Source organism: Nocardioides sp. Z40_12 (genome assembly GCF_058215795.1).
The window spans coordinates 75108-101593 of the sequence record NZ_JBZAJA010000007.1 but is presented as its reverse complement, the minus strand read 5'-3'; the positions used below and the strand labels follow the sequence as shown (position 1 = coordinate 101593).

At 70.8% G+C, this 26486-nt stretch carries 30 protein-coding genes; 7 read left to right on the top strand and 23 right to left on the bottom strand.

Annotation, left to right across the window (positions count from 1 at the left end; translation table 11 throughout):
• Positions 1 to 3: 3 nt before the first annotated feature.
• Genes AC4BG9_RS14035 through AC4BG9_RS14010 form a run of 6 tightly spaced genes read right to left on the bottom strand, consistent with a single transcriptional unit; the run spans position 4 to position 5866 of the window.
• Positions 4 to 2025: a vWA domain-containing protein gene (locus tag AC4BG9_RS14035; protein ID WP_490571728.1), complete on the bottom strand. Its 2022-nt coding sequence runs from the start codon at positions 2023 to 2025 to the stop codon at positions 4 to 6.
• A gap of 24 nt (positions 2026 to 2049) precedes the next feature.
• Positions 2050 to 3462, bottom strand: a complete 1413-nt coding sequence (locus AC4BG9_RS14030; protein WP_490571727.1) for a sigma 54-interacting transcriptional regulator — start codon at positions 3460 to 3462, stop codon at positions 2050 to 2052.
• Positions 3463 to 3503: 41 nt separating this feature from the next.
• On the bottom strand, positions 3504 to 3998 hold the full coding sequence (locus AC4BG9_RS14025; RefSeq protein ID WP_490571726.1) for a GNAT family N-acetyltransferase: 495 nt from the start codon (positions 3996 to 3998) through the stop codon (positions 3504 to 3506).
• 11 nt (positions 3999 to 4009) lie between these two features.
• Positions 4010 to 4546, bottom strand: coding sequence for a DinB family protein (locus AC4BG9_RS14020; RefSeq protein ID WP_490571725.1), 537 nt, complete (start codon positions 4544 to 4546; stop codon positions 4010 to 4012).
• Positions 4547 to 4585: 39 nt separating this feature from the next.
• Positions 4586 to 5068: a nicotinamide-nucleotide amidohydrolase family protein gene (locus AC4BG9_RS14015; protein ID WP_490571724.1), complete on the bottom strand. Its 483-nt coding sequence runs from the start codon at positions 5066 to 5068 to the stop codon at positions 4586 to 4588.
• A 9-nt stretch (positions 5069 to 5077) separates the two neighbouring features.
• Positions 5078 to 5866 carry a VOC family protein gene (locus AC4BG9_RS14010; protein ID WP_490571723.1) on the bottom strand — a complete coding sequence of 263 codons (789 nt, stop codon included), beginning with the start codon at positions 5864 to 5866 and terminating at the stop codon, positions 5078 to 5080.
• Positions 5867 to 5889: 23 nt separating this feature from the next.
• Between AC4BG9_RS14010 and AC4BG9_RS14005 the strand changes: the two genes are divergently transcribed.
• The 3 genes from AC4BG9_RS14005 (at position 5890) to AC4BG9_RS13995 (ending at position 7546) form a co-directional block, all read left to right on the top strand.
• Complete coding sequence (locus AC4BG9_RS14005) at positions 5890 to 6261, top strand: YchJ family protein (protein ID WP_490571722.1); 372 nt, start codon at positions 5890 to 5892, stop codon at positions 6259 to 6261.
• A gap of 221 nt (positions 6262 to 6482) precedes the next feature.
• The gene (locus AC4BG9_RS14000; RefSeq protein WP_490571721.1) at positions 6483 to 7058 is read left to right on the top strand and encodes a GIY-YIG nuclease family protein; all 576 of its coding nucleotides are present in this window, start codon (positions 6483 to 6485) and stop codon (positions 7056 to 7058) included.
• A gap of 29 nt (positions 7059 to 7087) precedes the next feature.
• On the top strand, positions 7088 to 7546 hold the full coding sequence (locus AC4BG9_RS13995) for a hypothetical protein (RefSeq protein WP_490571720.1): 459 nt from the start codon (positions 7088 to 7090) through the stop codon (positions 7544 to 7546).
• A 123-nt stretch (positions 7547 to 7669) separates the two neighbouring features.
• Here the strand turns inward: AC4BG9_RS13995 and AC4BG9_RS13990 are convergent, their stop codons facing one another.
• The 6 genes from AC4BG9_RS13990 to AC4BG9_RS13965 form a co-directional block, all read right to left on the bottom strand.
• On the bottom strand, positions 7670 to 8200 hold the full coding sequence (locus AC4BG9_RS13990) for a hypothetical protein (RefSeq protein ID WP_490571719.1): 531 nt from the start codon (positions 8198 to 8200) through the stop codon (positions 7670 to 7672).
• A 176-nt stretch (positions 8201 to 8376) separates the two neighbouring features.
• Positions 8377 to 9537 carry an SNIPE associated domain-containing protein gene (locus AC4BG9_RS13985; RefSeq protein ID WP_490571718.1) on the bottom strand — a complete coding sequence of 387 codons (1161 nt, stop codon included), beginning with the start codon at positions 9535 to 9537 and terminating at the stop codon, positions 8377 to 8379.
• A gap of 317 nt (positions 9538 to 9854) precedes the next feature.
• Positions 9855 to 11129 carry a hypothetical protein gene (locus AC4BG9_RS13980; protein WP_490571717.1) on the bottom strand — a complete coding sequence of 425 codons (1275 nt, stop codon included), beginning with the start codon at positions 11127 to 11129 and terminating at the stop codon, positions 9855 to 9857.
• A gap of 124 nt (positions 11130 to 11253) precedes the next feature.
• On the bottom strand, positions 11254 to 11901 hold the full coding sequence (locus AC4BG9_RS13975) for a hypothetical protein (protein ID WP_490571716.1): 648 nt from the start codon (positions 11899 to 11901) through the stop codon (positions 11254 to 11256).
• 474 nt (positions 11902 to 12375) lie between these two features.
• Complete coding sequence (locus tag AC4BG9_RS13970) at positions 12376 to 12846, bottom strand: hypothetical protein (RefSeq protein ID WP_490571715.1); 471 nt, start codon at positions 12844 to 12846, stop codon at positions 12376 to 12378.
• A gap of 101 nt (positions 12847 to 12947) precedes the next feature.
• A complete protein-coding gene (locus tag AC4BG9_RS13965; RefSeq protein ID WP_490571714.1) occupies positions 12948 to 13763 on the bottom strand; it encodes a hypothetical protein in 816 nt (271 codons plus the stop codon).
• Between the two features lie 97 nt (positions 13764 to 13860).
• Here AC4BG9_RS13965 and AC4BG9_RS13960 point away from each other — a divergent pair, with 97 nt between their 5' ends.
• Entirely contained in the window at positions 13861 to 14274 is a 414-nt protein-coding gene (locus AC4BG9_RS13960) for a hypothetical protein (protein WP_490571713.1), read from the top strand.
• Between the two features lie 57 nt (positions 14275 to 14331).
• Here AC4BG9_RS13960 and AC4BG9_RS13955 read toward each other — a convergent pair whose 3' ends face one another.
• From AC4BG9_RS13955 to AC4BG9_RS13930, 6 genes are all read right to left on the bottom strand, one after another.
• The gene (locus tag AC4BG9_RS13955; RefSeq protein ID WP_490571712.1) at positions 14332 to 15105 is read right to left on the bottom strand and encodes a hypothetical protein; all 774 of its coding nucleotides are present in this window, start codon (positions 15103 to 15105) and stop codon (positions 14332 to 14334) included.
• Between the two features lie 44 nt (positions 15106 to 15149).
• Positions 15150 to 15323, bottom strand: coding sequence for a hypothetical protein (locus tag AC4BG9_RS13950; protein WP_490571711.1), 174 nt, complete (start codon positions 15321 to 15323; stop codon positions 15150 to 15152).
• Between the two features lie 128 nt (positions 15324 to 15451).
• On the bottom strand, positions 15452 to 15805 hold the full coding sequence (locus AC4BG9_RS13945; protein ID WP_490571710.1) for a VOC family protein: 354 nt from the start codon (positions 15803 to 15805) through the stop codon (positions 15452 to 15454).
• Between the two features lie 97 nt (positions 15806 to 15902).
• Positions 15903 to 16631 carry a DUF72 domain-containing protein gene (locus AC4BG9_RS13940; RefSeq protein WP_490571709.1) on the bottom strand — a complete coding sequence of 243 codons (729 nt, stop codon included), beginning with the start codon at positions 16629 to 16631 and terminating at the stop codon, positions 15903 to 15905.
• Positions 16632 to 16644: 13 nt separating this feature from the next.
• Positions 16645 to 18132, bottom strand: coding sequence for an MFS transporter (locus AC4BG9_RS13935; protein WP_490571708.1), 1488 nt, complete (start codon positions 18130 to 18132; stop codon positions 16645 to 16647).
• 46 nt (positions 18133 to 18178) lie between these two features.
• A complete protein-coding gene (locus AC4BG9_RS13930; protein WP_490571707.1) occupies positions 18179 to 18649 on the bottom strand; it encodes a tRNA (cytidine(34)-2'-O)-methyltransferase in 471 nt (156 codons plus the stop codon).
• 135 nt (positions 18650 to 18784) lie between these two features.
• Between AC4BG9_RS13930 and AC4BG9_RS13925 the strand changes: the two genes are divergently transcribed.
• Positions 18785 to 21052, top strand: coding sequence for an esterase-like activity of phytase family protein (locus AC4BG9_RS13925; protein WP_490571706.1), 2268 nt, complete (start codon positions 18785 to 18787; stop codon positions 21050 to 21052).
• Positions 21053 to 21107: 55 nt separating this feature from the next.
• Positions 21108 to 23144 (top strand): PhoX family protein, encoded by a 2037-nt coding sequence (locus tag AC4BG9_RS13920; protein ID WP_490571705.1) that lies wholly within the window; start codon positions 21108 to 21110, stop codon positions 23142 to 23144.
• Here AC4BG9_RS13920 and AC4BG9_RS13915 read toward each other — a convergent pair.
• The 3 genes from AC4BG9_RS13915 to AC4BG9_RS13905 are packed head-to-tail and all read right to left on the bottom strand — an operon-like array spanning position 23084 to position 24244.
• Complete coding sequence (locus AC4BG9_RS13915) at positions 23084 to 23422, bottom strand: tRNA (cytidine(34)-2'-O)-methyltransferase (RefSeq protein WP_490571894.1); 339 nt, start codon at positions 23420 to 23422, stop codon at positions 23084 to 23086. The genes AC4BG9_RS13920 and AC4BG9_RS13915 overlap by 61 nt on opposite strands.
• Positions 23423 to 23477: 55 nt before the next feature.
• Positions 23478 to 23891: a hypothetical protein gene (locus AC4BG9_RS13910; protein ID WP_490571704.1), complete on the bottom strand. Its 414-nt coding sequence runs from the start codon at positions 23889 to 23891 to the stop codon at positions 23478 to 23480.
• On the bottom strand, positions 23888 to 24244 hold the full coding sequence (locus tag AC4BG9_RS13905) for a TfoX/Sxy family protein (RefSeq protein WP_490571703.1): 357 nt from the start codon (positions 24242 to 24244) through the stop codon (positions 23888 to 23890). The genes AC4BG9_RS13910 and AC4BG9_RS13905 overlap by 4 nt, the downstream gene beginning before the upstream one ends.
• Positions 24245 to 24378: 134 nt before the next feature.
• Here AC4BG9_RS13905 and AC4BG9_RS13900 point away from each other — a divergent pair, with 134 nt between their 5' ends.
• Positions 24379 to 24936: a TetR/AcrR family transcriptional regulator gene (locus AC4BG9_RS13900; protein ID WP_490571702.1), complete on the top strand. Its 558-nt coding sequence runs from the start codon at positions 24379 to 24381 to the stop codon at positions 24934 to 24936.
• 25 nt (positions 24937 to 24961) lie between these two features.
• Here the strand turns inward: AC4BG9_RS13900 and AC4BG9_RS13895 are convergent, their stop codons facing one another.
• Entirely contained in the window at positions 24962 to 25591 is a 630-nt protein-coding gene (locus AC4BG9_RS13895) for a YigZ family protein (RefSeq protein ID WP_490571701.1), read from the bottom strand.
• 7 nt (positions 25592 to 25598) lie between these two features.
• Positions 25599 to 26390, bottom strand: a complete 792-nt coding sequence (locus tag AC4BG9_RS13890; RefSeq protein ID WP_490571700.1) for a TSUP family transporter — start codon at positions 26388 to 26390, stop codon at positions 25599 to 25601.
• Positions 26391 to 26486: the final 96 nt, after the last annotated feature.

Sequence of the window (26486 nt, the reverse complement as noted above, 5' to 3'; positions counted from 1 at the left end):
GCCTCACTCGCCCACCCAGAAGCCGCGGTCGCCCCAGCCACCCGCCCAACCGCCCAGGTCGCCGTACGACGACGACGGCGCCCGCGAGCCCAGGTAGCTGCCGACCACGGCGGCGCCGAGGTCGTCGAGCTCCGGGGAGACCATCCGTCCGTCGACCCGCCGCGCCATCGAGTCGATGAAGCGGGCCAGGCCGGGGTCCTCCCCCAGCCGGAAGAAGGTGGTCTGGGCCCCGAGCCGGCGGGCCGCGTCGAGCTCGCGGACCGTGTGGGCGATGGTCAGCGGGTGGGGCGGGTAGCTGAACCACACCTCGCCGTCGGCCTCCAGGTGGGCGGTGGGCTCCCCGTCGGTGACCACCAGCAGCACCGGCTGGGCCTGCGGGTGCTTGCGGAAGTGCCGGTTGGCCAGCAGCAGGCCGTGGTGGAGGTTGGTGCCCTTGGCCCACTTGGCGTCCAGCGCGGTGAGCTCCTCGATGTCCATCACCTGGGCGTGCCGGCCGAAGGCGATCACCTGGAGCGCGTCGCCGCGGAAGCGGGAGGCGATCAGCTGGTGCAGGGCCAGGGCGGTGCGCTTCATCGGCACCCAGCGCCCGTCCATCGCCATCGAGAAGCTGGTGTCGACCAGCAGCGCCACGCAGGCCTGGGTGCGGGCCTCGGTCTCGGCGACCTCGAGGTCGTCGAGCTGGAGCCGGACCCCGCCGCTGACGGCGCCGCCGCCGGCGGAGGTGCGCAGCACGGCGTTGGCGACGGTGCGGGTGACGTCCCACGGCTCGGTGTCACCGAACTCCCAGGCCCGCGAGGAGCCGGTCAGCTCCCCCGCCGCTCCGGTGCGTCGCACGTCGCGCTGCCCCTGACGTCCCGAGAGCCGGGTGGCCACGTCGCGCAGCAGCGCCCGGCCCAGCTGCCGCATCGCCTTGGGGCTCAGGCGCAGCTCCCCCTCGGAGCTGCGGCGCAGGTAGCCGGAGTCGCGCAGGGCACGCTCGAGCTCGGCGAGCTTGCGGGCGTCGACAGCCGCCTCGTCGCCGAGCTGGCGGGCGAGCTTGTCGAGGTCGACGTCGTCGAGGCGGGCGCCGCCGTAGGACTGGGCCAGCTGCTCGGCCAGCGTGTCGAGGTCGGCGAGGTCCTGGAGGACGCCGGTCCCGTCGCCGAGACCGAGGCCCTCCTCGCCGTCGAAGCGCTGGGAGCCTCCCCAGTCCTCGCCGGGTCGCAGCGCCTGGAGGTTGGCGTCCATCCGGGCGAGCTGCTGCATCAGCTCGGGGCTGCCGAAGGCCTGCGTCGAGAGCTCCATCAGCTCGGCGCGCTGCTCCGGCGTCATCGAGTTGAGCATCCGCTGGGCGGCGGCGCTGCGCTCGGCGAGCGCGTCGAGCAGCTCGTCGATGTCCTGGGGGCTCTCGGGGAAGAAGTCGCCGTGCTTCTCCATGAACTCGTGGAAGTCCTCGGCGGTGTCCTCACCGCGGGCGTGCTTCTCGAGCAGGTCGTTGAGGTCGGAGAGCATCTCGTTGATCGCCGCCCGGTCCTCCTCGTCGGCGCCCTCGAGGGCCTCCTTCATGCCGGCGAACCGCTGGTCGAGCAGCTCGCGGCCGAGCAGGTCCTTGATCTCCTCATACGTCTGGCGCGCCTCGCTGCTGGCCCAGTCGTAGGACGAGAGCTCGCTCACCGCGGCCGAGGGCGAGGCGGGCAGGTCGTCGAGGCGCAGCTCGCGGAAGGCGCGGTCGCCGTCGTCCATCTGCACGTCGCGGGCCAGCTGCTTGCGCTCCTCCAGCACGGCCTTGTCCAACAGCTCCTTGACCTGCTGGAGGGTGCCGTCGAGGTTGTGCCGGCCCAGCAGCTCGCGGCGCTTCTGCGCGACCTTCGCCGCCAGGTCGTCGAGCCCGCGCTGGTCCGACCCGCCGCGCCGCAGGAACTCCTGCATCGAGCGCTCCGGCGAGTAGCCGGCCATCACGTCCTGGCCGATCGCGTCGAGCGCCTCGGCCAGGTCGACGGGCGGGGCGAGCGGGTCGCCCCCGTCGTAGCGCTGGTAGCGGCTCATGACGAGGCCGCCCCGCGCGGATCCTCAGCCATAGACCGTCTCGCGTCCGTCGGAGTCCTTGCCGATCTTGCGGGCGAGGTAGAGGCCCTCGAGGGCGAGCTCGACCGCGCACGCCGTCTCGCCGTCGTTCTGTGCGGCGATGCGCGCGGCGATGTCGTCGTAGAGCTCGGACTCCCCCAGCACCGGCAGGCCGGAGAGGAACTCCCGGGCGGTGACCTGCCCTCCGGTGGAGACGGTCGCGCCGCCCTCCAGCGCGTCGACCAGCAGGGAGAGGTCCAGGCCCCGGAAGCGCTCGCGCACGGTGCCGGCGACGGCGGTGCGCAGCAGGTGGGTGAGGATCTCGGCCTCCCGCCCTTCCTCGCCGGTCTCGAACTCGATCTTGCCGCGCAGCACGTCCACCGCGGTCTCCAGGTCGACCACCCGGGCCACGGCCTGCTCCTCGCCCTGACGGGTGGCGCGGTGCAGCGCGGAGGCGGCGATCGTCTCGGCGCCGGCGATGGCGAACCGGGCGCTGACCCCCGAGCGCTGGTCGACGGCCGAGGACTCGCGCAGCGCCCGGGTGAAGCGGGCGAGCACCTCCAGCAGCGCGTCGGGCACCTCGGCGGTCAGGTGCGCCTCCTGCCGGATGACGGCCAGCTCGGCGTCGAGCTCGGTCGGGTAGTGGGTGCGGATCTCGGCACCGAACCGGTCCTTGAGGGGGGTGATGATCCGCCCGCGGTTGGTGTAGTCCTCGGGGTTGGCGCTGGCGACCACCAGCACGTCGAGGGGCAGGCGCAGCACGTAGCCGCGGACCTGGATGTCGCGCTCCTCCATCACGTTGAGCATCGCCACCTGGATCCGCTCGGCGAGGTCGGGGAGCTCGTTGATGGCCACGATGCCGCGGTGGCTGCGCGGGATCAGCCCGAAGTGGATCGTCTCGGGGTCGCCGAGGTGGCGGCCCTCGGCGACCTTCATCGGGTCGACGTCGCCGATGAGGTCGGCGACCGAGGTGTCCGGGGTGGCCAGCTTCTCGGCGTACCGCTCGCTGCGGTGGACCCACTCGACCGGCAGCTCGTCGCCCTGCTCGGCGGCGATCCGCCGCCACTGCGGGGTGATCGGCTCGTAGGGGTGCTCGCCCAGCTCCGAGCCCGCGATCACCGGGGTCCACTCGTCGAGGAGCCCGACCAGGGTGCGCAGCAGCCGGGTCTTGCCCTGGCCGCGCTCGCCGAGGAGCACGATGTCGTGGCCGGCGATCAGCGCCCGCTCCAGCTGCGGGATCACGGTCTCCTCGAAGCCGTGCAGCCCCGGCCACGGGTCCTCCCCGGCGGCCAGCCGGGCCAGCAGGTTGGCGCGCACCTCCTCGCGCAGCGTCCTGAGCTGGTGCCCCGACTCGCGGAGCTGGCCCAGCGTCCGGGCGGCGGGTGCTTCTGTGTGGCCCTCGGGGGCGAACGTCGTCACCCGTCAAACGCTAGACCGGGGGTGCAAGCCCCCCGCCTGCCTCACTCCAGGGGCAGGTGCATCACGTGCAGGCCGACTAAGCCGTGTGCGGCGGAGCGGAAGGCGCCGGGGACGGTCCCGACCACCTCGAAGCCGAGCGAGCGCCACAGCGCGACCGCGGAGGTGTTCGTCTCCACCACGGCGTTGAACTGGATGGCGCGGAAGCCGGCGTCGCGGTGCCACTGCACGACGTGCTCCCCGAGCCGCCGCCCGACGCCACGACCCCGGGCGGCGGAGGCGACCATGAAGGAGGCGGTGCCGACGTGGTCGCCGCGTCCGGGGCGGTTCGGGCCCATCTTGGCGGTCCCGAGGATCGCCCCGTCCTCCTCCAGCACCACGCAGACACCGGGCGGCGGCTCCAGCCACAGGGCCTTCGCCTCGTCGGCGGTCAGGTCCTCCGGGTAGGCGTAGGTCTCCCCCGCCGCCACCACCTCGGAGAAGATCGGCCAGATCGCCGGCCAGTCGGCGTCGGTCGCGGGCCGGATCCCCTGGCTCACAGCCCGGTCGCTCACAATCCGGTGGTCCCGTCGACGTGCTCGCGGAGCAGGTCGCCGTGACCGGCGTGCCGGGCGTACTCCTCGATCATGTGCACCAGCACCCAGCGCAGGCTCTTCTGCTCGCCGGGCCGCCCCCGCCGCGCGAGCTGCTCGAGGCCGCCCTCGGCCAGCGCGCGGTCCAGTGCCTCCTGCGAGCCGGCCACCTCGGCGTCGAAGAGGGCCAGCAGGTCCTCGGGGCTGTCCTGGCTCGCGGAGTGCCAGTCCCAGTCCGCGTCGGCGTCCCAGTCGACGTCGGCCCAGATCCCGGCCGGCTCCTCACCGTGGAAGACGACCGAGAACCACCACTGCTCGACGTAGGCCAGGTGCTTGAGCAGACCGCCCAGCGTCATCGTGGTGGGCGGCAGGGCGGTGTCGAGCTGGGCGGCGTCCAGCCCCTCGCACTGGCTGCGCACCACGGCGCGGAAGTGGTCGAGGAACCCGCGCAGGGTGGTGATCTCGTCGGCGGCGGCGGGCTTGGTCGGCTTCTCGGTCTTCGCAGGCGTGGTCATGGCACGACCGTAGGCGGTGGCGACCGCGCTCGCAGCGGGTTATCCGCCCGCAGCCCCTTCCCGGATCGCCTGCAGCAGCCGATCGAGGGCCAGGTTGCGGACGCTCTCGACCACCTCCGGCGGGTCGCCGTCGACCTTCACCCAGTGGGTGGACTGCTCACCGCGCGCCCACACACCGATCACGGCGGTGCCGGCCGGGTGCCCCTCCTCCTCGCCGGGGCCGCCGGCGCCGGTGGTGGAGACGACGTAGTCAGCCTCGAGCGCCTTGGCGGCGCCCGCCGCCATCTGGGCGGCGCAGGCGTCGGAGATCAGCGGGCCGGGGGTGACGCCGAGCAGGTCGAACTTCACCGTCGGCATGTAGGCGACCACCCCGCCGCGGCACCAGTCGGCCGCGGACTCGCCCTGGGCGAGCGCGGAGGTGATCGCGCCGCCGGTCAGCGACTCGGCGGCTCCGACGGCGAGGTCGTGCTCGGCGGCGAGCTCGGCGATCTGGTCGACGTACTGGGAGAAGTCTTCAGCCATGCCGGGCTCTTACCCGAGCGGGTGGTCGGTGATGCAGTACGCCGACCCGGCCGGGTCGCGCATCCGGGTCCACTCCTCGTGGACACCTGCCACCTCGGCGCCGAGCGCCACGTGCCGACGCACCTCCGCCTCGCGGTCGTCGCCGCCCAGGTCGAGGTGGGCGCGCGCCTGTCCCTCCAGCTCCCCCAGCCGCTGGACCAGCACCCGCAGCGCGCCGATCCGGGGGAACCAGCGGAACTCCTCCTCCGGCGTCTGCGTCTGCTGCCAGGCGACGCCCAGGACGCTGCTCCAGAAGTCGCACTCGGCGTCGTACGTGGAGGCCGGGACGTCGAGGCAGACCTGGTCGACCATGCTGCGCCAGGCGCCTCCCGAGTCGTCGCGCCAGGTCGCCGGCTCGGTCGGCGTGGTCGCCGGGTGGGAGACGAAGCAGAAGGTGAGCCCGCCGGGCGAGTTCATCACCACGTAGCCGAGGTCGGCGACCGGCTCGGCGCCGTGGGCCAGGGCGACGCGCGCCGCCTGCTGCGGGTCGGCGACGTGCAGGTCGAGGTGGAGGCGGGGCCCTCCCTCCCGCAGCCGCTGCACCCGCAGGTGGTCGTCGCCGGTCGGCGGGACCAGGGTGGCGAACTCGTCGTCCTCGCCCCGCGCCGGCGAGAGGCCGTAGCCGGTGACGCCGCGCCAGAAGGCGACGGTGCGCTCGAAGTCCGGAGCCGGCAGGTCGAGGAAGACGCTGAGCCAGGTCGGGGTCGTGCCGAGCGGGGCTGTGCCGAGCGGGGCTGTGCCGAGCGGGGTCGGGGTCATCCGCGGGACGGTAGCCTCGCCGGGTGTTGGTGCGGAAGTGTCCTTGCGGGTCCGGAACGGTGTACGACGCCTGCTGCGGTCGGTTCCACCGGGGCGCCGAGCGACCCGAGACAGCCGAGCAGCTGATGCGCTCGCGCTACAGCGCCTTCGTGGTCGGCGAGCCCGACTACCTCTTCACCACCTGGCACCCCCGGACCCGGCCCGACCACGTCACCCTCGACGACCCGACGGAGTGGACGGGCCTGGAGATCCTCGACGTCGTCGCCGGCGGACCCGACGACGACGAGGGGGTCGTGGAGTTCGTGGCGCGGTTCGAGGGTGGCCGGCTGCACGAGCGGAGTCGTTTCGCCCGGCGAGCGGGCCGGTGGGTGTACGTCGACGGGGACGTCGGCTAGTAGGGCATTCCACCCATTTAGACGCAACTTGTCGGCGATAGAAGCCTGGGCGCAGGGAGCACTTCGCGGACCAGCATCCGTCACGGCCACAGCCGAAGCGCGGGTATCGAGGCGGCGCCCGGGACGCCGCGGCGGCACGTCAACGCCTGAATCGCATTGCCTGGTGGACTCATCAAACATTTCACCAGCACTACTCACGCCATTCGGGCACCATTCGAGCCATGACGAACCCGACCCACCTCATCACGGCGTATGGCAATTTCTGGGAACGCGAAGAGGCTTTTGGCATCCGCATGGCGCGTGGCAAGAAGCAGTTGCTCGGGTATCGGGGTGTCCGCCGTCCGGGCGTTCGGCTCTGCGACTTCCGAAAGGCAGCGGGTGTGTACGTCCTATGGAACGACTACCGGGCGGTGTACGTCGGTCTCGCCCGTGGAGGCGATGGCCTCTACCAGCGGCTCTCGAAGCACCATGCTGAAAAGACCGAGTGGAACCGCTTCTCTTGGTACTCCGTGGACCCGGTCATCGACTCGGCGGCGTACGACGGATGGTCTGAGATCGAGTACCGCGACGAGCAAGGGCCCACTCCCAGCGTTGACGTCCTGGTGCGTGAACTCGAAGCCCTTCTGATCATGGTGCTCGGCACGCATTCGCTGAAGGCGCAGCGCACGATGAAGTTCCTCAGCGGCGCGGAGTGGCTCCAGGTGAAAGATGTCTCGTACGCGCCGCGCGCCGTCACCACGAAGGTGGATCAGACTCCGCTTGACCCGAAGATCCTGGCTGCATGGAAGCAAAGCTGAATGTCGGTGGTCGTCACTAGGTTCGGCCCATGACAGTCCCCGTTGACACCACTGTAGAACTCGCTTTGACGTTCAAGGTGACCCTCTTGGAGTTCGTCGAGTCGCTAGGCGGAGGCTGGGTGCCCGTCGAGCTGACAACGGCTCCAGTCGGCACCGAAGGTGCGCGCTGGTTCGCGACGGGCGAGCCCTTCCTCGCAATGCTCGCCGTTTCACCGGAACACCTGCACGTCGGCAGACCCCTGGCGTTTAGCGGTGGTCTCGCTGGTCCACCGACACTCGAAGTCATCTCAGTCACGTCATTCCCGCGAGACGACGACGTGCTGGATGTTGCGGGGGAGGCCGTTGCGAGCGCCATCTGGGCTGAGCGCGAGTATTGGGGAGTATGCCAAGGCTGTCGTAGCTACCGGCCGGTCTTCCACATCACCGGCACGGCACGTTCGTATTGTCGTGGCTGCCAGCATGCGTACCTCGGCATTATCGCTTGCTGACCTGTCAGGGACCGTGGATCTCTAGTTCAGGCGACTGCGCCCTCGCTGAGCCATCCACGTGCGCTCTTTGACGCCAGTTGGGCGCGGACGATTACCGCCCCATTCAGGGACGTCATTCCGCCGCTAGAGGGGGCTGGGATCGCGATGACCCGTCGCCCTGAGCCAAGAGTCGAAATCATGAAGCCTTCGCGCTGAACGTTCGCCATCGCCCCATCTGACAACCGCATCGAGCACATGAGTCAGGTAGTCGTCGGCATAGTCCTGCCATGTGGAGTCCGGATCTGTCAAAGGATATGCAGCCATGTCAGGCCTCAGGTCGGCCATGACCACGCCACCAAACACCTCACCCACCGCAGCTCGAACGCTACGGTCCGCGTGCCGCCACTCCACGGGCAGCCGGTGACCTTGTCGATCGAATGCCTCGGACCAGGCAAGGACGGCGGAGCCGATTTCGGTCTGAGCAACCTCGACGCGGCCCCATCGACGAGTCATGCTGCGCAAGTCCCGAATGGGCGCGCCCAAGTCGGCGGCCGCTTCGCGGCGGATCGCTCGCGACTCGGCGGCACGCGAAGCGCGTCCGGAAAAGCGGTAACCGGCGTAGCTGCCGACCAAGCCGGAGAGAAGTCCCGGCAGCACGGAGATCAGTAGTTCCATTCGTCGAGCATCGTCGAGACCTCCGACAATCCGCGGAAGTCGCGATTCGCGCGATCTCAACCCCGCGTCACACCGCCGCCTGTCAGCGCACTTGCCGCCCGGCTGTGTGCATCGGCAAGTCAAGCGGTTTCTCGCGTTGGCTCCCACGCCAACGCACAGACGACGTAAGCCTGCCGTCAGAAGTCGAAGCTTGGCCAGAGTCCACGGGACTGGAAGTACTCAGGCGCCTCTGGCTCCTCGTTGAACTCGAGCAGCCCTCCGACCTTCGCCACCAGAAGTTCACGAACTTCCGCGGGCGTGGCGAAGAAGAACTCCCGACGGGCGTTCACTTGGTTGACCCGCCGGTCTGCGAACGCCTTGTGTAGCTCGTTCTCCAACGTGATGGCGTCCTCCGAGAAGAACAGCGCGTGCGTGTCGTACAGAAACGGGACCGACGCATCCCCGAGCTCGCGGACACGATCACGCGGCTCCAGCCGGCGCGTCATGCCAATCTTCACCACGTTCGGCCCCAGCGCGCCGACATTAGAGATCACGTAGATGTACCCGGCGCGGATGTTGGCCGCCCGGTAGTCGTTGGCCTCGATGGCGGCGTCGATGTCGTGCAGACGGCCCTCCAGTTCCGCGGCCGCAGCATCGTCACCCTTCTCACGCAAAGCCTGCAGGACGCCGACGTAGTGGGCACGCTCCTTGTCCAAGCGCTCCCGCTCCGCAGCGAGCTCCTTCTCCACCCGCTGCTGCTCACGCAACTCAGCGCGTTCTTCACGGGCGCGCTCGCGTTCCTCCTGGACCTTCATCTGGAAGTCCGCGGTGAGCTCGAGCTCCTCGACCCGCACCTGGTGGTAGTCCGGGTTTACCCGCATCTCCATGATGGCGCCGAGTCGCTCGATGGCCGCCATGGCACGCTCTAGGCGCGCCTTCGCGGTGCGGGCATTGCCGGAGCGCAGCGACCGGACACAGTTGTCCGCCTCAGCGTTGTACGCGCGGAGCATCAGCTTGGAGAAGTCCGCAGTCATCTTGCGACCCTTGGCCAGCGACCCGTCGAACGTGAACATGTCGGACGCCAGCACGGCACGGCCGGCCTTCACGAACTCGTCGATGCGGGCGTTGATGGCCTCAAGACGCTCCTTGTACGCGGCCGCATCCTCGAGCGGGTGGTGGTAGCGATAGATGCCGACGTCCTGTAGCACCCGCTGGTCGTTCAGCTCGACCACACCGTCGTCGGCCCCTGCGCTTGCGCCGGCGAGAGCGTGCTCAAGCTCGCGGATTCGTGCGAGCAGGGCAGCATCACCGGCCGCCGGCGACGAAGAGGGCGTAGGAGCGGTCACAGGAACGCTCATGGGCAGCTGCGCCGACGCAGGTGGCGGTGCAACTGGCGTGGGCGGCGGCCCCGCCTCGGTCCGCGCTGCCGGTGGAACGTCGGCGTCCGCTGACGAGGCGGCGGCGTGTGCGGTCTCTGGCATCGGGTCGAACAACGGGTCCCACCCCGGCTCGGATGCGGTCGCCCGACTCTCAGAGCCTGCGTCGTCGTTGCCTTCCGGCAGCCAGAGGTGCCACCCATCCGGCGGGTCGGGCCACGACGGATCGGGGTTCCACCCGGCCGGCGGCACCCATCCTTCCGGTGGCCGCGGCCACCCAGGCGGCGGGTTGAACCGCATCACTTCCCCCGCTGCCGTACTCCGGGGCCGATGTCGGCCGGGACCAGGCCGAACGGGTTCTTTGACAATGCGGCGCCGAGGTGCTTAAGCGTCTCGACGGGGACGACGTCGGCGAGGTTGAACTGGCTGAATGTGTTGCGATCGGCCGCGACTTGGATGAGCGGCACGGTCTCCGGCAGGCCGGTCGCGGGAGCGACGCGGTTGACGCCGACGGTCAACGCGATGGACTGGATCTTTCCGGCCCGGTCGGCCTCGAAGATCTCATCCAGAGTCCGCAATGCCGTCTCGTGCACGGCCGAGGAGTAACGGTCCTTCTGCGCCTTTGCGGACAGTTGCGTGGCGACGATCTCGTCCTTCGCCTTCACGTACCGATACTCCTTCACGGTCGGCAGCACCGACGGCTCGGGCACGGTCACCCTCATGGTGAGCTCACGGGTGGACAAGTCGAACTCGTGCTCGTGCTCCACCGGGAACGAGTCGGGATAGACAGAGTTCGACAGCACGATGCCGACGTACTCCTCGATCGCCGAAGGGACGTCGAAGGCGAGTTCGTTGACCAACTTCGCAAGCTCCATGTTGCGTGTCTGTGCGTCTGCTTCACGCTGCTCGCATTCAGCCTTGTACCGCTCCTGAGCCTTTGCGAGTTTCGCTAGCCGATCCTGCTCGGCCGCTGCATGCTTCTCCAGCGCCCGGTCGTGCTCCGCCGTCCGCTCCGCGACGTACGCCTCGTAGTTCCGAACCGCCTGAGCGTGCGCGGCCTGCGCCTGCTCAACGGACGCGGCGTGCTTCTTCTTCCCACCGAACGCCCCGGCGAGGCCCTTCGGCGGCTCAGGCTCGGTGTAGACGGGGGCGTTACGCAGGTGGGGCGCCAGGGGCGGTTTGATGGGTTCGCCCAACGGACCGGGCGCGAACTCCGGATGCACAGCCGCTGACTTCAGCGTCTCGAGGTCGACGTAATCATCGACCGCGAGCGTCGCCTCGAGAAGTCGGTCGACCTCCTCGTAGGTGGACTTGAGGTTGGTGTTCAGCTCTTCGACCTCAGCCTCACGCGCCTCGACGTGGAGACGCTTGGCCTCCTTCTCGGCCGACTTCCGGTCAGCCTCGTCGGCCCGCTGGGCTGCGAGCCAGGCACGCTCCGCCGCCTTTGACGCACGGTCGGCCTCCCGCACGGCCGCGTTGTGCGCCCGCACCGTCGCAACCTGCTGCTGCCTCTGCCTCTTCTCCGCCTGCTGAGCCTGGTAGTTCAGCTCCGCGAAGAACCCCCGTCTTGCCATCCCACACACCCCCAACTTGTCTGACCAGTCACGATATCTACGCCCCAGACGCCCGGAAGCACTTAGACGAAAACGAACGACAACAGAGAGCGAGGAGCCTCCGGATGCCGTGGCAGCCGCAACCTCAGCCCTCGAGCTTGTCGAGCCGCTCCTGGATTTTCGACCCAGCGCGACGCTCGAGCGGGCACGCCGCCAGCCAGCGGCGGAGGACCGAGGCCTCCGCTTCGCGCTCGCCCCGCTTGCGGTGAATGATGGCTGCCTGCTCCGTGTACCAAGGCGCAGGCTCACGACCATCTCGGGCAGCCTCAGCGCCCTCGATAGCTGCGTAGCAGAGTGCGAGGGCCTCGTCCAGCTTCCCGTCCCGCTTCAGTTGCTTGATGGGTTCGATCGTCTCCAGGTAGTGGACCCCGCCGACCAGCCCGCTCTCGAACCGCTCCGCGCGGCGCGGATCGTCCCCACCCAGCGCTTCCCGAACCATGCCTGTCGTCGCTGCATGCGCCTCGGCACGCTGCTCTTCCACCGTCACTGCGGCCGGCTGGTCGTCGTCGTGCGGCCACACCACCGGACCCTCACCCGGCGCCACCCACCCGATGACCCGCAGGCCGTCACCCGCACGAGCACCCCACATCTGCACCCGCGCCTGCGCCGCAACGCCCAATAGCGGCCGGTTCTCCGGGTTGACCTGCGCGGCCAGGTAGCCGGGCAAGAAGCCGATACGAGCGCCCTCCACGTGTACCGCCACCACAGGCTGCCCCCGGCCCTCCACACCCATCGCAACGAGCGTCGCTGGCGCCTCGAAGTGTCCGCCCTCAGGGAGCCCGACGAACCGGAAGAGGTGCCGGCACTCATCAGCAGTGGACGTCGTGGTAGCCGCCATCTTCACCGGCTCACCCGCACGCCAGTCAGGGCCTAGCCGCACCTCGACCGTGAAGAATTCGCCTTCTCCCGGGTTACTCCTAGGAAGCGGAGCCTCACCAGGGACGTCGGTGCCGTTAATTTTCGCCTTGCGTACCCAATTCCGAAGACCCATCACCTAGAGACCCCTGTCATCCGACATCTGTGCGACCACACGACACCGTGCAACCAGCTACACCAGTCAAGGGCGCCCAGCCTAGGCTCACCGACGCCCGAGCGATGCCCCGTTGTCCGCGCTTCTAATAACTGCGACATCCCGCCGCGTGTCGGTCACCCGCTGTCCATGGGCGCAATGAAGAAGGGTCGCCAGTCCCCGAGGCTCTCGCAGGTATCAGCGAGTTGCGAAGTACTTCAGCAATCGTCGGTGCCGGTGCTTGAAGAAGGCGTCGACCACCCGCGCCAGGAGTAGGCAGAGGCCCGGAAGGGGCAGCCGGGGCTCCAGAGTCACGCGGTCATGCACCCGCGTGCCTCCCGCCACCGGAGTCAACGTCCGCTCGTGCTCCCAGCGTCGCATGCTCAACATGGTGGACCGCTCCAAGAATCGGGCGCCTGCCTCGACCTCCATGACGGTCAGGTGGTCGAAGTCGAACGGGATGAGGCCGAACAGCCGGAGCCAAGCACGGCCGACCGGTCGGCCCAGCGGAATGGTCTCCACGGTCAGTCCAGCCGCCCGGCGCGGCAGCGTCATCGTCATCCACGGTCGCATCTCATGGTTTATGCCATCGGGATGCACGACCCGCTCCCATACGGCTGCCGCTGCAGCCGAAACGTCTACCTGGTTCTCAACGATCTTCGTCGTCACGATCGCCCCCCCCCTGTCCATGTGGCTGCCGCACCATCGCACACGATTGCGTGTACGGGAATGCCGCCTATCAGCGGCCGCAGGTTTCGTTGGGCTTTGGCTCAGTTTCTGGTCTGCCGCGGCTTGGAGCGCGTCTCGACGAGGGTCGCGAGCTCATCGCGCGACGCGATACTGATGCGCTCGTCCACGAGGCTGAGCAAGCGCACAGGGTTTCCGGCGGCTGCGGCCGCCTGGACCTTGTGGTGACCATCCAGCAGGAAGTGGCTGAGCACCCAGTGCTCGTAGTAGTCGTCCCCTTCTTCCATCGCCGGCTGGATCACGTCGAGAAGCGAATACGCAACAGCAGTGGGTGGCGCCCCTTCAGAACTGCGGCTGTACTCCGCCACGCGCTCTTGGTCGTTCCAGGCGGGTGGAACCATTGGCACCACGAATTCGTACAGGTGCTGGTCGGGCCCGACCGGCGTCTCGAAGGTTCGGTAATAGGGCGTTGCTGGGTTCTCGGGTGAACCGGCCACGGGGTCCACGCCCCAGGTGGCGACCTGCTCGTGACTGAAGTAGTCGGACCGGCTCCCTGGCGTCACGAGCCGAGGGATCACATCGATCAGGAGTGCCGTGTAGTGCGACTCGGGCAGCGCCTGCCCGTATGCCCGCAGAACATCAGCCTCGATCGCCCTCAGGCCAGCGTTAAGGCGTCCGTTCGCAACGCCCAGGTCTGCCGTCCTCGGCTCGCTCAACTTCTCGAAGAGAGCAGGACAGGTCCCGCACCACAGACCCAGCTCGAACACCGGTGCCCCCCGAAGGGTCAGGCGCCGCGGCGGGAATGCCGTCCCCGGCAGAGGCTTCGGTGTCGGCACAGCGACGAGAGCGCGCTTCTCCCGAACACCCAGGTGGACTCCTCGCTGCACGTCGATGAGCACGATCAGACCCTATTGCGGCTCGGAGGGCGACCGCACCTCACGACCGCTCGGGCTTCGATGGCGGGCATCGTCTCCCCCGGACCTGCCATGCTGCGCCATGACGTACGACCAACTGTGGGAGCGCCTGCTGGAGTTCCTGAACGACTGGGGCACGGCCACAGAGACCGCGCCAGGACGGATCGCCGTCACGTTCGCGCACCCGGACGGCTCCACCAGAACAGTGGAGATCCTGATGACCCGGGCGGAGTGGGACGACATGGTCACCATCCCGTTCGGGGAGTTCGGTGCCGCGGTTCGGGCGGTGCGCGCTACGGCGCTGGGCATGGAGGAGGACGAACACTTCCTCGTCTACGAGGACTACGCCCTGGTCGCGTCGTCCACCCCTGATCTGCCCGTCGATCCTGAGGAGGCGCGCCTGGCTGAGCTGGCTCGGCAGCACCCGGAGGGCTTCGGCCGCTGGGTGGTGCTGGACGACGAGGGGAACGTCATCGACGAGTTCCCGCCGAGGTAGAGCGCACCTGGGGGCCTGGGGCACAGCCAAGCCAGGTGAACGCCCCCTGCCTGGGCATCACGATCCGTGGGAGTGCTCGATCCGCGGCAGGAGCTCGATCAACGGCCGGTTCTCCTTGTCCAGCTCGGCGACACGTTCGGCTGCATTCTGCGGCGTCCATCCGCCGTAGACGCTGCTGCCGTAGATGACGTCGTCGACGAGCGCGAACTGGTAGAGCACCCCCCACGGCCCGTCGGAGGAGGTGTAGGCGAAGGTGAAGGTCGTTGTCTTCGGCCCGGCGTTCGCCTCGTCGATCGACTCGTACACCTCGGCGGAATAGGCGGTCTTCCCTCCGTACGGATCCATGAAGACGGGCCAGTCGGCCACCGCGTCGACCAGTGCCCGGAAGGCGGAGCGCGCGGCTCGCGCGTTCGGGTAACCCAGGAGCCCGCGTGTGAGGCCTGACGTACGACCGGCTTTGGGAGCGCCAAGTGGGAAGGCGCCGGAGGGGGAGGCGCCCAGCTTGTCCTGGTAGCCGGACGTGTGCAGCACCCCGTCCCGGGGGTGCCCCTCCGGCATGAAGACCCCAGCCAAGTCGCGGCTCGGCCCACCGACCAAGGGGCCGTAGGCGTCCCAACCCAGGTCCAGGGGGAACTCCTGGAACCGGACGAAGCCTTGGCCGGGCGAGGCCTCGTCGCCGGGCGGTGCAATGCTCGGCGCCGGCAGGTCGGCGGGGAGGGTGGGCTGCGCGGCGGGGCGTGTGGGCTGCGCCGTGGGGCGCGAGTCGTCGTCCTCACTCCCCCCGAACATCGCCCACGAGATCACGAGCGCCAGCAGAGCGGTCGCGGCCACTCCCGCCACCCACACGAACGACGTGCTGCCCCGCCGCGGCCGCCTCACCATGTCGGCGCGTCCGGCAGCGTGCCGTTCCGGCGCTGCTCCTCGAACCGCTCCGACCGTTCCCGCTCCCTGCGGTCGTCCTCGGCGTCGCGGATGCCGTGCGTCACGGCGGTGCGGACGACGTAGTAGAAGACGAAGAGGCCCAGGACGCCGAGCACGATGGAGAGCATGACCGGAGGCTAGCGGCACGTGGACCCGGTGGTCAGGGCCTTCGCACACGGGCTCGGACGACCGAGTGGCCTTCGGCTCCGCAGCCACGCCCACGCGGAGGTGGCCACAGGGTCGATGCCAGGGGCCGCTACCGCTCGGGCTGGCTGAGGATGCAGAACTCGTTGCCCTCCGGGTCGGCCAGCACCACCCAGGGAGCCTCACCCTGGCCGACGTCGACGCGCCGCGCACCGTGCGCGAGCAGACGGTCCACCTCGGCCGCCTGGTCGTCGGGCCGGAAGTCCAGGTGGAGCCGGCTCTTGGCCTGCTTGGGCTCCTCGTGCCGGACGAAGTCCAGCCCCGGGGTGCGGTCGGGCTCGGGACGGATCTCGAACTCGTCGTCCGAGGTGTAGACGACGACCCACCCGAGCGCCTCGGCCCACCACTGCCCCAGGGCCGCCGGGTCCTGCGAGTGGACGATCACCTGTTCCCACGCCAAGCTCATCCGCCGAACCTAGCCGGGTGAGGCGGCGCGGTGCCTGTATTTCCGCACGGCGCGCCCGGCGGGCCCGACTGCGCCGGAGACGGAGCCCGACGACACCTCAGCGTGAGAGCAGGCTCATGAACCGCTCCGCGTCCCCGGTCCGCGGCAGGTTGTTGAACATGACGTACGACGACGGCCGCCCGTCGACCAGGTCGCGGAGCCGGCGCAGCTCGTCGTCGGTGTGCACGTGCCGCGAGCCGGTGGTGCCGTGCAGCCGGTAGTAGGTCTGCTCCGGCGTCACCGTCTCGGTCTGCATCGGGTCGACCACGTGCACCAGGTCCAGCTCGGCGCAGAGCTCGGTGAGCAGCTGCGTGGGCCACTCCCCGCGCGGCTCCCACAGCAGCCGGCCGGTCGGCCGCTCCACCTGTGACACGAAGGCACGCAGCCGGGCCACGTTGTCGGCGGTCGGCCGGAAGCTCTTCGGGCACTGCAGCAGCACCGCGGTGGCCCGCAGCACGCGGGCACACTCCAGGGTCCGCTGCCAGGCCGCGAGCACCTCGGGCGTCGTCCGGAACGCCCCGACCCGTCCCCGGGCAGTGGCCGGCAGCGGCTGCTTCATCCGCCGGTAGGTCGGGCTGTTGGACTCGTGGGTGACGACCTGCCACGCCTTGATCGTGAACTCGAAGTCGGGCGGGACCTGCGCCCGCCAGCGCGCCAGCAGGGCGTCGGCCGGCGGTTCGTAGAACGTGTGCTGCACCTCGACGACCGGGAAGCGACGCACGTACGACGACTGCGACACCGTCCAGCCGCACAGGCCCACCCGCACATCGCCCACCCCGACAACCACGGGCCCCACCCTGTCAGGTCGCCGCGGAGTCCTGCGGGCCGGTCGGGGCGGGAGCCGCCGCGGCCTCCTCCCCCGCATGCTTCGGCATGAGCAGCCCGGAGACCAGCAGCGCCAGCGCGACCACCGCGGAGCAGACGAACACCGGGTGGATCGCCGGGGCCAGCACGTCGGCCGAGAGGCGCTCGAGATCGTGAGAGCCGCCGGCCGACGAGCCACCGGCGAGCCGGCTGTTCACGATCGCCCCGAACACCGCGACGCCGACGGCGCTGCCCATCGACCGCGCGAACATGTTGGTGCTGGTGGCCACGCCGCGGTGCTGCCAGCCCACCGACGACTGGGCGACGATCACGCCGGGGCTGGCGACGTACCCGAACCCGATGCCCATCACGAAGCACGGCAGGGCCAGGTGCCACAGCGCGCTGTCGGCGTCGACCGGCAGGAGCAGGGCTGCGCAGGCGATCACGAACAGCGAGCCCATCAGCATCGTCTTGCGGAAGCCGATGGACAGGTAGAACCGGCCGCTCGTCGAGGCGGCGATGGGCCAGCCGATCGTCATCGACGCGAGCGCCAGACCGGCGACCAGGGCCCCGTGGCCCAGCACGCCCTGGGCGTACACCGGCACGTACGACGTCAGCCCGAGCATCAGCACGCCGACGACGAAGGCGGCCGAGCTCGACGCGTTCAGCACCCGGCGCCGGAAGATCCACAGCGGGAGGACCGGTTCCGGAGCCCGCGACTCGACCACGACGAAGGCGGCCAGCAGCCCGGCTGCGGCGACGAAGATCCCGATGCCGGCGACCGACGACCACTCCCAGCGGACCCCGCCCTCGAGCAGGCCGAGCAGCAGCAGCGTGCCCCCGGCCGCCAGCAGCCCGGCGCCCAGGTAGTCGATGCTGTGCTTGCGTCGTTCCACCCGCTCGTCGAAGCGGCGCCACACCACCCACCCGGCGGCGATGCCCAGCGGCAGGTTCACGAAGAAGATCCAGCGCCACGACAGGTAGTCGGCGAAGACCCCGCCCAGCGTCGGCCCCACGATGGAGGACGCGGCCCAGACGCTCGCGATGTAGCCCTGCACCTTCGCGCGCTCGGCCAGCGAGTAGATGTCGCCCACGATCGTCATGCCCATCGGTTGCACCGCCCCCGCTCCGAGGCCCTGCACGAGCCGGAACACGATGAGCGCCGGCATGCTCCACGCCAGGCCGCACAGCAGCGACCCGAGGAGGAAGAGGCCGATGCCCAGGAGCAGCACCGGCTTGCGTCCGTAGAGGCCGGCGACCTTGCCGTAGATCGGCACCGAGACGGCCTGGGCCAGCAGGTAGATCGAGAACAACCACGGGAACGACGTGAAGCCGCCGAGGTCGTCGACCACGGTGGGCACCGCGGTGGCCAGGATCGTCGCGTCGATGGCGACCAGGCCGATGCTGAGCATGACGGCCAGCAGGATCGGCCCCCGCTCGCTGCGGAGACCGACGCTGGCGCGGGTGATCTCGGGCGCAGTCACAGGTGCTCAACCAGCAGCGGGCCTGCTGTGTTCCCGGTCACCCGGGCTACGTCGCGCCGGGGAACCCGTGCTGGCGCCAGGCTTCGTAGGTCACCACGGCGGCGGAGTTCGACAGGTTCAGCGACCGGCGTCCCGCCAGCATCGGGATCCGGACCCGCTCGGTGACCCGGGGATAACTCAGCACCTCGTCCGGGAGCCCCGTCGGCTCGGGACCGAAAAGCAGCACGTCGCCGGACTGGAACTCGACGTCGGTGTACCACCGCGTCGCGTGCGCGGTGAAGGCGAACACCCGGGACGAGGCGAGGGCCTCGCTGGCCAGTGCGGCCTCCAGGTCCGGGTGCACCACCACCGACGCCAGGTCGTGGTAGTCCAGCCCCGCCCGCTTCAGCTTGGGCTCGGAGAGGTCGAAGCCGAGCGGTTCGACCAGGTGCAGGGTGGCGCCCGTCCCGGACACCATCCGGATCGCGTTCCCGGTGTTGGGTGGGATCCGGGGCTCGAGGAACATCACGTGAAACACGGCTCAACCTATCCCGAGGCCCTCCACCAGCAGCACGGCAACAGTGCGCAGCAGGAGCGGTTGTTGGCCGACCGCTCACCTCACGGTCACCCACACGTCCGCCACCGTTGTCCGCACGCCGCCAGCCTCGGAGCCATGACCTCTTCGCTCTCTCGGGCGGGCCGACTGGTGAGCGCGGCTCTCGTGCTCGCCGTGCTGCCCGTGCTGTCCGCCCCCACCTCGCTCTCCGCCCCGGCCGCAGCCAGCCCCGACGCCAACAAGCACCACTCCGACAAGGACCGGTCGGTCCAGCCCACCCTCGAGGCCCGGGCGACCCTCTCAGCCGACTTCCTCGCCCCGGGGCCGCCGTCGGGGGCGGCCGCCACCCCGGGCAACGGCCGCACGGGTCCGTTCGCCGGCCAGGTGATCCCGGGGTTCTCCGCCATGGTCGAGAACCCGGACGGCACCTTCTGGGCGCAGCCCGACAACGGGTTCGGTACCAAGGCCAACTCCGCCGACTTCCTGCTCCGCCTCTACCGGATCCGCCCGCGCTGGGAGACCGCCCGCGGCGGCCGGGGCAGCATCGACGTCCAGCGCTTCGTCTCGCTGCACGACCCCCACCGCCGCGTCCCGTTCCCGATCGTGCACGAGCACACCCGGCAGCGCCTGCTCACCGGCGCCGACTTCGACATCGAGTCCCTGGTCCGAATGCGTGACGGCTCCTTCTGGATCGGTGAGGAGTTCGGCCCGTTCCTGCTCCACGTCGCCCCCGACGGCACGGTGCTCGACGCACCGGTCGGGCTCCCGGCCGGCAAGTCTCCCCAGCATCCGACGCTCGGCGACGAGCAGCCGCGCATCCCGTCCAGCCGGGGGTTCGAGGCGCTGGCCTCCTCCGGGAACGGCCGCTACCTCTACCCGATCGTCGAGGGCGCCTACCTCGACGACGCCGACCAGCGCCGCCGGTGGATCCACGAGTTCGACACCCGCAAGCGCTCCTACACCGGGCGCACCTGGCAGTACCAGACCGACGAGGCCGCCAACGTCGTCGGCGACGCGTTCACCGTCCGGCACGGCCGGATGCTCGTGCTCGAGCGCGACAACCTCGACGGCGCGGCCGCGGTCACCAAGCGGATCTACGAGATCGACCTGCGCCGCGCCGAGGGCGACGGCTTCGTCGCGAAGCGGCTGGTGGTCGACCTGCTGAAGATCGCCAACCCCGACCGGATCGTCGTCCGCACCTCACCGGGCCAGTACGGGGTGGACGACCCGTTCAGCTTCCCGATGGTCTCGGTGGAGGTGGCGCTCGAGCTGCGGGACGGCCGGCTCCTGGTGGGCAACGACAACAACTACCCCGGCGACGACGCCCGGGTCCCGGGCACGCCGGACGACACCGAGCTCGTCGTCCTCGACCTGCGTCGCACCCGCGCCGCCCCGCCGCACGAGCAGCTGGTGATCGGTCACCGCGGCTCCAGCGGCACCCGGCCCGAGCACACCCTGGCCACCTACCAGCAGGCCATCCTCGGGTGCGCCGACTACATCGAGCCCGACCTGGTCTCCACCAAGGACGGGGTGCTGGTCGCCCGGCACGAGAACGAGATCGGCGGCACCACCGACGTGGCCAGCCGCCCGGAGTTCGCCTCGCGGCGCACCACGAAGACCATCGACGGCGCCGCGCTGACCGGCTGGTTCACCGAGGACTTCACTCTCGCCGAGCTCAAGACGCTCCGCGCGGTCGAGCGGATCCCCCGGGTCCGCCCCGGCAACACCGCGTTCGACGGCCTGTACGCCGTGCCCACCCTCGACGAGGTGCTCGACCTGGCCCGACGCTCGCGCACGTGCACAGGCGGCCCCGTGGGGGTCTACCCGGAGACCAAGCACCCCACCTACTTCGACAGGATCGGCCTCTCGCTCGAGGAGCCGCTGCTGGCGACCCTGGCCGCCAACGGCTACGACGGCACCGACCCGGTCTTCCTGCAGAGCTTCGAGACCGGCAACCTCCGCGAGCTGGACCGCGCCAGCGACTTCCGGCTCGTCCAGCTCACCGGCTGCTCCGGAGCGCCGTACGACCTGGTCGCCGCCGGCGACCCGCGCACGTACGCCGACCTGGTCACCGCGGCCGGACTCCGCGAGGTCGCCCGCTACGCCGACGGCCTCGGGGCGTGCAAGGACCAGCTCATCCCCCGTGACGCTGGCGGCAGGCTGCTGGCGCCGACCCCGGTGATCGACAACGCCCACGCTGCGGGCCTGGTGGTGCACCCCTACACCTTCCGCGCGGAGAACCAGTACCTCCCGCTCCAGTTCCGCCGGGGCACCGACCCCACCGCCCTGGGCGACCTGGCCGGCGAGCTCCGGGCGTTCCTGGACGCCGGGATCGACGGCTTCTTCACAGACCAGCCCGCCCTCGGCGCAGCCGCCCTGCGGTAGCGACCGCCGCTCCAGCACGCACCTCCCACCACCGCTCACCCACGAGGAGACAGACATGACGCAGTCCCCGACCCAGCCCCGGCTGCTGCCGATGGTCGGACACACCCAGGGCACCCGCAGCGCCACCGTGTGCCACTGGCGCTGCGCCGACCAGTGCGCCACCGCCCACCCGGCCCGCAGCCAGAGCCCCGCCTTCGCCGAGGTGGCCCAGGACGCGCTCGGCCGTCGCTCGGTGCTGCGGGGCGGTCTCGGGGCGCTCGTCGTGGGCGGCACCCTGGCGCTCACCGGTCCGGCCGCGGCCGTACCCGGCACGCCGTTCGGCAAGGGGGCCGGCGCGAAGGGGCCCGGAGGTGGCGGCCGCCCCACCACGGGCCTGCCCTTCACCCAGCTCAGGCCCGCTCCCACCTCCGACGTGGACGAGCTCACGGTGCCGGCCGGCTACGACTGGACGGCGATCATGGCCTGGGGCGACCCGGTGGTCGCGGGTGCGCCGACGTTCGACTTCGATCAGCAGAGCGCCGCGGCGCAGCGGGTCCAGTTCGGCTACAACAACGACTTCGTCGGCTTCGTCCCGCTCGCGGGGAAGAACCGCGCGCTGATGGTGGTCAACCACGAGTACACCAACCCCGAGCTGATGTTCTCCGGCGCCCCGGCGGGCGAGGAGGAGCGCCTCGAGCGGCTGCGGATCGAGATGGCCGCCCACGGCATGTCGGTCGTAGAGGTACGCCGCCAGGGCTCGCGGCGCCCGTGGCAGCCGGTGCGGCACTCGCGCTACAACCGCCGGGTGCACCAGCAGACCGAGTTCGCGATGACCGGTCCGGCCGCCGGCTCGACGTACCTGCGCACGAGCGCCGATCCCCGCGGCACCCGCGTCCTGGGGACGGTCAACAACTGCGCCGGCGGCGTCACCCCGTGGGGCACCATCCTGTCGGGCGAGGAGAACTTCCAGGGCTACTTCAAGGCCGACCCGGGTCTCGACCCGCGCAACGTCACCTACGGGATCGGCGCCACGGGCCGCGGGTGGGAGGCCGTCGAGCCCCGGTGGGACCTCAACCACGAGCCGAACGAGGCCAACCGGTTCGGGTGGATCGTCGAGATCGACCCCTACGACCCGACGTCCACGCCGCGCAAGCACACCGCGCTCGGTCGGTTCAAGCACGAGGGGGCGACCGTCGACATCGCCGCCGACGGCCGCGTCGTCGCGGTGATGGGCGACGACCAGGGCAACGAGTACCTCTACAAGTTCATCTCCCGGGACCGCTACCGACCCGGCTCCTCGCGCTGGGCCAAGGCCCACAACCTGCGGCTGCTGGAGAACGGCGACCTCTACGTCGCCCGCCTGGAGGCCACCGGCGACCCCGCCAGCACCTACGACGGCACCGGGGTCTGGCTGCCGCTGGTGGTGGGTGGGAGGTCGAGGGTGCCGGGCTTCTCGGTCGAGGAGGTGCTGCTCTTCACCCGCGCCGCCGCGGACACCGTCAGCCCCACCCCGATGGACCGGCCCGAGGACGTCCAGCGCAACCCGGTCAACGGCTACGTCTACGCCGCGCTGACCAACAACACCGGCCGCACGAGCGCCGACCCGGCCAACCCGCGGCCGGGCAACCGCTACGGCCAGGTGGTGGAGCTCCAGGAGCGACGGGCCACCGACCTGACCTTCACCTGGTCGCTGGTGCTGGTGTGCGGTGAACCGAGCGACCCGACGACGTACTTCTCCGGCTACCCCAAGCAGCTGGTCTCGCCGATCTCCAGCCCGGACAACGTCGCCTTCGACCGCTCGGGCAACCTGTGGATCTCCACCGACGGCCAGGGCAGCCTGGGGCTCAACGACGCGCTGCACCTGGTGCCGGTCGCCGGGCCGCAGCGCGGGCACGTGCAGCAGTTCCTCGCCGTGCCCACCGGTGGGGAGACCTGTGGGCCGGTGATCGACGAGGACTCCTCCTCGGTCTTCGTGGCCGTGCAGCACCCCGGGGACGTGGCCGGGGCCAGCCCGGAGAGCCCGGCCTCCACCTTCCCCTACGGCCGCACCGCCTACCGGGCGGCCAACGTCCGGGGACCCCGTCCAGCGGTGGTGCAGGTGCACCGGGTGTGAGCGGGAGGGCGGCGACATCTACCTCGCGCTGCGGGACCCGGTGCTGCCGCCAGGCCTCGTAGGTCACCACCGCGGCGGAGCTGGACATGTGCAAGCGACCGACCGACCGCCCGCCAGCCCACCGAGGCCAGGTCGTGGTAGTCCAGCCCGGCCCGCTTCAGCTTGGGCTCGGAGAGGTCGAAGCCGAGCGGCTCGACCGGGTGCAGGGTGGCGCCCGTCCCGGACACCATCCGGATCGCGTTCCCGGTGTTGGGTGGGATCCGGGGCTCGAGGAACATCACATGAAACACGGCTTAACCTATCTCGCGGGCTGCTCGGGTCCCTCGTACGGCGTCAGAGTCTGCCGATCCGGACGACCACCTCGCCGCTCGCCGGGCAGACCCACACCGGCGTCTCCTCGGAGGTCGTGGCTCGCAGCGGGTGGGTCCGAGGGTGCTCGGGGCACGGCGGCCAGTTCGTCGGCGCCGTACCCCACAGCTGGGACTCGATGGCCCACTCCTGCACCTGGTCGGCCACCTCGGCGACCCGCTCGCAGGGCGGCGCGGCCCGCAGCACGGACACTCCCGTGCCACTGCCGCCGGGTGCCCACATCAGGACCGACGCGTAGCCGGGGTGGTCCTGCCAGTCCGAGTCCTCCAGCCGCGGCGCTCGGAGGCCGGAGCTCTCCAGGTCGCGGCAGACCGGCCCCAGCGCCTCGCGCAGCACCTCGTCCACCACCTGGGCCTCGCGGTCGGCGGGGCCGGTCATCGCGGGGATGCCTTGGGCGGCTTGGGCGGCTTGGCCAGGGCGCGCTGCACCGCGGGACCGACCCAGGCGTCGAGGGCCGCGGCGTCGGGCAGCTCCGTGGAGGCGACCAGGACGACGCCGCCCATGGTGCGCTCCCCCATCGTCGCCCGCCGGGCGCCCCGGGCCAGCGCGTCGTCGATCCCGCCCGTGCCGACGTGCACCATCAGGTCGCCCTCGCTGCAGCCGACGGCCATGTGGGTGTCGACCGTCCAGCACAGGCCGCCGAACATCTTGATCTCCCGGCTGGCGTGCTCACCCGCGGCCTCGGCGACCGCCGCCCGGATCCGCGCCGCCAGCCCCTCGTCCCAGGTCATGTGCCTCTCCCCGGCTCGGCGCCAACTCCGCCGATCCTCCCGCTCCCGGGGACCGGCGTCCAGCGGCCGAGGCCCGCGGAGGCCACGGGCTGAACCCGGTCTCCGGCCCACACCCCAGCCCCTAGGCTCGGGTCATGTCCACGAGGGAGCCGGCACGTGCCGACGGACGACGCAACAAGCAGCTGATCACCGAGGCCGCGGCCAGGGTGCTGCTCGACGACCCCCACGCCAGCATCGCCGAGATCGCCGACGCGGCCGGCCTGACCCGGGCGACGGTCTACCGACACTTCCCGGACCGCAGCGCGCTGACCCGGACGGTCGTGCAGGAGACCGCCGCCCAGGTCGTCCCCTCGATGCTGGAGGAGATGCGCCCCCTGCCCTGGCCCGACGCGCTGGCGCTGCTGGCCGACCGGGTCGTCGGGCTCAGCGCCCGCTACCGCGACGTGGTCCTGGCGGTGGTGCCACACCTGGAGGAGACCGCCCGGCTGGCCGTCCAGGACGAACCGATCGAGGCCGAGATCTCCACGCGGCGCGCGACCGGGGAGGTGACGAGCCCCTTGTCCGACGACTGGTTGGCGCTGTGCGTGCGGATGGTCTGCCTCGCGGCCGTCCGCCGCCTCGGTGACCCCGGGGTGGACCCCGACGAGCTGACGGGCCAGCTCGCCCGCACCCTGCACGACGTCGCCGGCTGACCGGCCGGCCCCGGCGCCCGTCCGGTCAGCGGGACGGCCGCCGGTCGACCCACCGTTCGCCGGCGCGCTCCGGTGCCGCGCGGCCGCCGGTCAGCTCGGCCAGCGCAACCTCCAGCGGCGCCGGGTCCTCGACGCCGAGCAGCAGCCGCACCCGGTCGGCGTACACCGTGTCGAGCACCGCGAAGCCGCGGCTGCGCAGCTCCCCCTCGACCCGCCCCGCCTCGGCGTGGTCGAGCTCCACGGCGTACTCGCCCAGCAGGGTGCGCTCGAGGGTCCCCGCCTCGTCCAGCGCCGCGGACACGGCGTCGGAGTAGGCGCGGACCAGGCCGCCGGCGCCCAGCAGCACCCCACCGAACCAGCGCGTCACCACCGCCACCACGTCGCTGACCCCGCGCCCGGTCAGCACCTGGAGCATCGGCGCGCCGGCGGTGCCCGACGGCTCCCCGTCGTCGGAGGAGCGCTGCAGCGACCCGTCCGGGCCGAGCACGAACGCCGAGCAGTGGTGCCGGGCGTCCCAGTGCGCCCGCCGCATCTCCTCCACGACCGCGCGGGCCTGGTCCTCGCTCTCCACCCTGCGCACGACGCACAGGAAGCGGGACCGCTTGACCTCCAGGAGTGCCTCCGCATCCCGGGCCAGGGTCCGGTAGGAGGTCACGGCCATCTCACCACCAGCCCAGCACCCCGCCCCCGATCCGGACGACGAAGCCGCCGACCACCACCATGAAGAAGACCCGGACGAAGGGGGCGCCGCGTCCCAGCGCGGTGCGTGCCCCCAGGTAGCCGCCGGCCATGTTGGCGACCCCCATCAGCAGGCCGATCCCCCACAGCACGGCCCCCTGCGGGACGAAGACGACCAGGGCAGCCAGGTTGGTGGCCCAGTTGGCGAGCTTGGCCTTGGCGGAGGCCTCCAGGAAGTTGTAGCCCAGCAGCCCGACCAGGGTGAAGACGAAGAACGACCCCGTGCCCGGCCCCAGCGCCCCGTCGTAGAAGCCGATCACCAGACCCGTGCCCAGCGCCGCGGAGGTGTGGTGGGCACCCGCGAAGCGCAGCTCGGTGATCTCGCCCAGCGACGGCTTGAGCAGCACGTAGGCCCCCACGACGACGAGGGCCACCAGCACGATCGGGTCGAAGGCCTCCCGCGGGATGAGGCCGGCGACCAGGGCACCCCCGACCGAGCCCGCGAACGCGGCGCCCATCAGCGGCAGGAAGGTCCGGGGGTCGGGGCGGATGCGTCGGGCGTAGGTCGCGGAGCTGACGGTGGTGCCGCAGATGGAGGCCAGCTTGTTGGTGGCCAGCAGCTGCACCGGGGACGCCCCGGGCAGCCCCACGAGCAGCGCCGGCAGCTGGATCAGCCCACCCCCGCCGACCACGGCGTCCACGAACCCCGCCGCGAGGGCGGCGAGGGCGAGGAGGACGACCACGTCGCCGGACAGGTCCAGGAGATGTCCTTCCACGAGTTGGCGCTAGTTGGGGTCGCAAGGGGCCGTGATCCGGCAGACTGCCGCCATGCCGTCGCCCACCGCGCCCCAGGGATCCCGTCGGGCCCCCTT

What these genes read in the sequence shown, in the direction of transcription:
- AC4BG9_RS13995 (WP_490571720.1), top strand. Translation starts at nt 7,088, where the DNA reads ATGACAGTCCCCGTTGACACCACTGTAGAACTCGCTTTGACGTTCAAG.
- AC4BG9_RS13985 (WP_490571718.1), bottom strand. Translation starts at nt 9,537, where the DNA reads ATGAGCGTTCCTGTGACCGCTCCTACGCCCTCTTCGTCGCCGGCGGCC.
- AC4BG9_RS13990 (WP_490571719.1), bottom strand. Translation starts at nt 8,200, where the DNA reads ATGGAACTACTGATCTCCGTGCTGCCGGGACTTCTCTCCGGCTTGGTC.
- AC4BG9_RS13975 (WP_490571716.1), bottom strand. Translation starts at nt 11,901, where the DNA reads ATGGGTGTGGAGGGCCGGGGGCAGCCTGTGGTGGCGGTACACGTGGAG.
- AC4BG9_RS14035 (WP_490571728.1), bottom strand. Translation starts at nt 2,025, where the DNA reads ATGAGCCGCTACCAGCGCTACGACGGGGGCGACCCGCTCGCCCCGCCC.
- AC4BG9_RS13960 (WP_490571713.1), top strand. Translation starts at nt 13,861, where the DNA reads ATGACGTACGACCAACTGTGGGAGCGCCTGCTGGAGTTCCTGAACGAC.
- AC4BG9_RS13905 (WP_490571703.1), bottom strand. Translation starts at nt 24,244, where the DNA reads ATGACCTGGGACGAGGGGCTGGCGGCGCGGATCCGGGCGGCGGTCGCC.
- AC4BG9_RS14000 (WP_490571721.1), top strand. Translation starts at nt 6,483, where the DNA reads ATGACGAACCCGACCCACCTCATCACGGCGTATGGCAATTTCTGGGAA.
- AC4BG9_RS14020 (WP_490571725.1), bottom strand. Translation starts at nt 4,546, where the DNA reads ATGACCACGCCTGCGAAGACCGAGAAGCCGACCAAGCCCGCCGCCGCC.
- AC4BG9_RS13910 (WP_490571704.1), bottom strand. Translation starts at nt 23,891, where the DNA reads ATGACCGGCCCCGCCGACCGCGAGGCCCAGGTGGTGGACGAGGTGCTG.
- AC4BG9_RS14015 (WP_490571724.1), bottom strand. Translation starts at nt 5,068, where the DNA reads ATGGCTGAAGACTTCTCCCAGTACGTCGACCAGATCGCCGAGCTCGCC.
- AC4BG9_RS13945 (WP_490571710.1), bottom strand. Translation starts at nt 15,805, where the DNA reads ATGAGCTTGGCGTGGGAACAGGTGATCGTCCACTCGCAGGACCCGGCG.
- AC4BG9_RS13915 (WP_490571894.1), bottom strand. Translation starts at nt 23,422, where the DNA reads ATGTTCCTCGAGCCCCGGATCCCACCCAACACCGGGAACGCGATCCGG.
- AC4BG9_RS13900 (WP_490571702.1), top strand. Translation starts at nt 24,379, where the DNA reads ATGTCCACGAGGGAGCCGGCACGTGCCGACGGACGACGCAACAAGCAG.
- AC4BG9_RS13950 (WP_490571711.1), bottom strand. Translation starts at nt 15,323, where the DNA reads ATGCTCTCCATCGTGCTCGGCGTCCTGGGCCTCTTCGTCTTCTACTAC.
- AC4BG9_RS13920 (WP_490571705.1), top strand. Translation starts at nt 21,108, where the DNA reads ATGACGCAGTCCCCGACCCAGCCCCGGCTGCTGCCGATGGTCGGACAC.
- AC4BG9_RS13980 (WP_490571717.1), bottom strand. Translation starts at nt 11,129, where the DNA reads ATGGCAAGACGGGGGTTCTTCGCGGAGCTGAACTACCAGGCTCAGCAG.
- AC4BG9_RS13925 (WP_490571706.1), top strand. Translation starts at nt 18,785, where the DNA reads ATGACCTCTTCGCTCTCTCGGGCGGGCCGACTGGTGAGCGCGGCTCTC.
- AC4BG9_RS14010 (WP_490571723.1), bottom strand. Translation starts at nt 5,866, where the DNA reads ATGACCCCGACCCCGCTCGGCACAGCCCCGCTCGGCACAGCCCCGCTC.